Source organism: Phenylobacterium sp., assembly GCF_035475775.1.
GTDB lineage: Bacteria > Pseudomonadota > Alphaproteobacteria > Caulobacterales > Caulobacteraceae > Phenylobacterium.
Window position 1 is genome coordinate 1 of sequence record NZ_DATIMC010000085.1, and the last position, 3,075, is coordinate 3,075.

Sequence of the window (3,075 nt, forward strand, 5' to 3'; positions counted from 1 at the left end):
CCACTTCGCCTGGTGGCCGGCCGTCACCCCCACCAGCCCGCCTGCGCATTGATCAGCCGGATTCGGTATAAGAGCTTGTCTGAGAATGTAAGGTGCAAATATATGATGAATGAGCACCAAGCATTACGACAGTGACCTGAGCGACGCGGAATTCGCCATCCTCGAACCGTTGCTTCCGGCTGGGAAGGCCAGAGGGCGTCCCCGCTCGGCCGTTATGCACGAGATCCTCAACGCGATCTTCTACGTCCTGCGCGGCGGCGTGCCGTGGCGGATGCTGCCGGACGGCTTCCCGTGCTGGAAGACGGCCTTCCACCACTTCCGGCGGTGGCGCCTGAGCGGCCTGTGGGAGGCGACCAACGCCGCCCTGCGCGAGCGCGTGCGCGAGGGGATGGGCCGCACCGCCCAGCCCAGCGCCTCGATCATCGACAGCCAGTCGGTCAAGACCACGGAGATGGGCGGGCCGCGCGGCTACGACGGCGGCAAGAAGGTGAACGGCCGCGAGCGGCACCTCGTGGTCGACACGCGGGGCCTGCCGCTCAAGGCCAAGGTCCTGCCGGCCGACCTGCACGACCGGCCCGCCGCCGAGCCGGTGCTGGCGGGCCTGCACCGGCATCTCCCGGGGGTTCGCTTGGTCCGGGCCGACACCGCCTACCGCGGGCCTGGGCGACTGGCTCGCCGGGACCCTGGGCTGGTCCTTGGAGATCACGCGCCACTGGTGGACCGGCACGCGGGTGTGGGCCGCCGCCGGCCAGCCGCCGGAGCGCCCGGCCGGGTTCCGGGTGCTGCCGCGCCGGCGGGTGGTGATCGCCTGTACAGCGTTGCCAAACCGGGGTTCGAGTGGTCCGAGGCGATCGAGCGAAGGCGGCTGCGCCCGCTGGGCTATGACGACGGCCGTGCGGGGCTGAAGCTCCATCGGGTGCCCCCACCAGGGGCGTGTGCCCATGGAGGAGCGGATGGTCCGGCGTGTGGATCGCCCCCGCTTGGATGTTCGGGTCTCGTTCGAGACGACCCGGCTCAGCCCGCAGTGCCTGATCAAGGCCTACGCCCGCTTGGTCCCGATCCGGCAAGGCGGCGTGCGCAAGGCGGGAAGCGGTGGTCGGGACCAAGCGGACATGCCGGCCCGCAGGAGCGGAGGTGAGCATGCCTGAGCGTCATGTCGCGTTCTATGCGCGTGTCTCGAGCGAGAGTCAGGCGCGCGACAACACCATCGCGAGCCAGGTCGCGGCGCTACGCGAGCGGATCGCTGCCGACGGCGGACAGCTCGAGCCCGATCACGCCTATGCCGATGAGGGCTTCAGCGGCTCCACCCTCGTCCGCCCGTCGCTGGAGCGGCTGCGCGACGTGGTGGCGTCCGGGGCCGTCGAGAGGCTCTATGTGCACGCCCCCGACCGGCTCGCCCGCCGCCACGCCCACCAGGCGCTGTTGATGGAAGAGTTCCGCCGCGCCGGCGTCGAGGTGGTCTTCCTGAACCGGCCCATCGGCGGCACGGCGGAGGACGACCTCCTGCTGCAGATGCAAGGGGTGATCGCCGAGTACGAGCGGGCGAAGATCCTGGAGCGCAGCCGACGGGGACGCCGCCACGCGGCGCGCTCGGGACTGCTGAGCGCGTTCACCACCGCCCCCTTCGGCTACCGCTACGTGCCCAAGGATCAAGGCGGCGGGGTCGCGCGCTTCGACGTGATCCCGGAGGAAGCGCGGGTCGTGCGGCTCATCTTCGCCTGGATCGGCCTGGATCGGCTCAGCCTGCGCGAGGTCTGCCGTCGCTTGCGACAGGCCGGATGCGAGAGCCGCAGGGGTCGGGCGCGATGGTACGCCTCCACCGTGCGCGGCATGCTGACCAACACCGCCTACATCGGGCGCGCCATCTACGGCCACTCGCGTTACCTGCCGGCCCGGCCACGGCTGCGACCGATCCGTGGCCATCCCCACCCTTCCGCACGCCCGACAGCGCGCGTCGCCGTGCCGCGCGAGGAGTGGATCGAGGTGCCCGTGCCAGCCCTGGTCGACGAGGCGGTGTTCGAGGCGGCCCAGGCCCAGCTCGCCGAGAACCGCCAGCGCAAACGGGACGGCCTGCGTGGCCCCCGCTGGCTACTGCAGGGGCTGACCGTCTGCCGCCGGTGCGGGTACGCCTACTACGGCAAGACCACCCCGAGATCGGGCAAGGACCCCTCGAAGGGGGAGTACCACCAGTATCGCTGCATCGGCACCGACGGGCACCGCTTCGGTGGCGTCGCGGTCTGCAGCAACCGGTCCGTGCGGGGCGACCATCTCGAGCAGGCCGTGTGGGACCGCGTGTGCACTCTCCTGGAGGAGCCTGACAGGTTGGCTGTCGAGTACCGCCGCCGCCTGCACGAGGCGCACGACAGCGGCCCCAGCTCAGAGGAGCTGGCTCGATCCGAGCGCCAGCTGGCGGCTCTTCGGCGCGGGATCGGTCGGCTGATCGACAGCTATGCCGCGGGCGTGATCGATCGCCCCGAGTTCGAGCCGCGCGTCGCCGCGCTCAAGGCGCGCGTCGCCCAGCTCCGAGACCAGCAGCGTGCGGCCGCTGAAGCGGTCGACGCCGAACGCGAGCTCACCCTCGTCATCGGCCGCGTCGAGGACTTCGCGGCCAGAGTGCGCGACAGTCTCGACAGGCTCGATTGGCACGGTACACGGGAGATCATCCGAACGCTGGTCCGGCGGGTCGAAATCGACGGCGAGCACATCGAGGTCGTCTTCCGTGTTCCCCCGCCCGCAGACGATGACAGCTCAACTCGGCCCGAGCCAACGGGCGCCAATCCCCCCTGCTGGCACGATCGTACAGGCGGTCGTCGAGCGGACCTTCGCGCGGCTGGGCCGCAACCGCCGGCTGTCGAAGGATTACGAGCGGCTGTGCGGGACGACCGAGACCTGGATCTACCTTGCCATGACGCGGCTGATGTTGCGGAGACTGGCCGCAGCGTGAATACTTCCATTCTCAGACAAGCTCTCACGGGTCGTTCCTCGCGTTCGCGCGCCGCAACCCGTCCGCCGATGCCATCCGCCGCCTCCGCCAGCCCTGAAAGCCGCGGAAACTCTAGCCTCTCGTCGGATGCG

Annotated in this window: 2 protein-coding genes and 1 pseudogene; all 3 read left to right on the top strand. The window is 70.4% G+C overall.

Features of this window, described 5'->3' with window-relative positions; translation table 11 throughout:
• The first annotated feature begins 109 nt into the window (after positions 1–109).
• The 3 genes and pseudogenes from VLI41_RS10755 to VLI41_RS10765 all read left to right on the top strand — a co-directional run bounded on the left by VLI41_RS10755 (position 110) and on the right by VLI41_RS10765 (position 2,944).
• A complete protein-coding gene (locus tag VLI41_RS10755) occupies positions 110–1,138 on the top strand; it encodes an IS5 family transposase (RefSeq protein WP_325268072.1) in 1,029 nt (342 codons plus the stop codon).
• 2 nt (positions 1,139–1,140) lie between these two features.
• A pseudogene (locus tag VLI41_RS10760) lies at positions 1,141–2,283 on the top strand (recombinase family protein); the annotation flags it as partial.
• 457 nt (positions 2,284–2,740) lie between these two features.
• Positions 2,741–2,944: a transposase gene (locus VLI41_RS10765; protein ID WP_414692543.1), complete on the top strand. Its 204-nt coding sequence runs from the start codon at positions 2,741–2,743 to the stop codon at positions 2,942–2,944.
• The last annotated feature ends 131 nt before the right edge of the window (positions 2,945–3,075 follow it).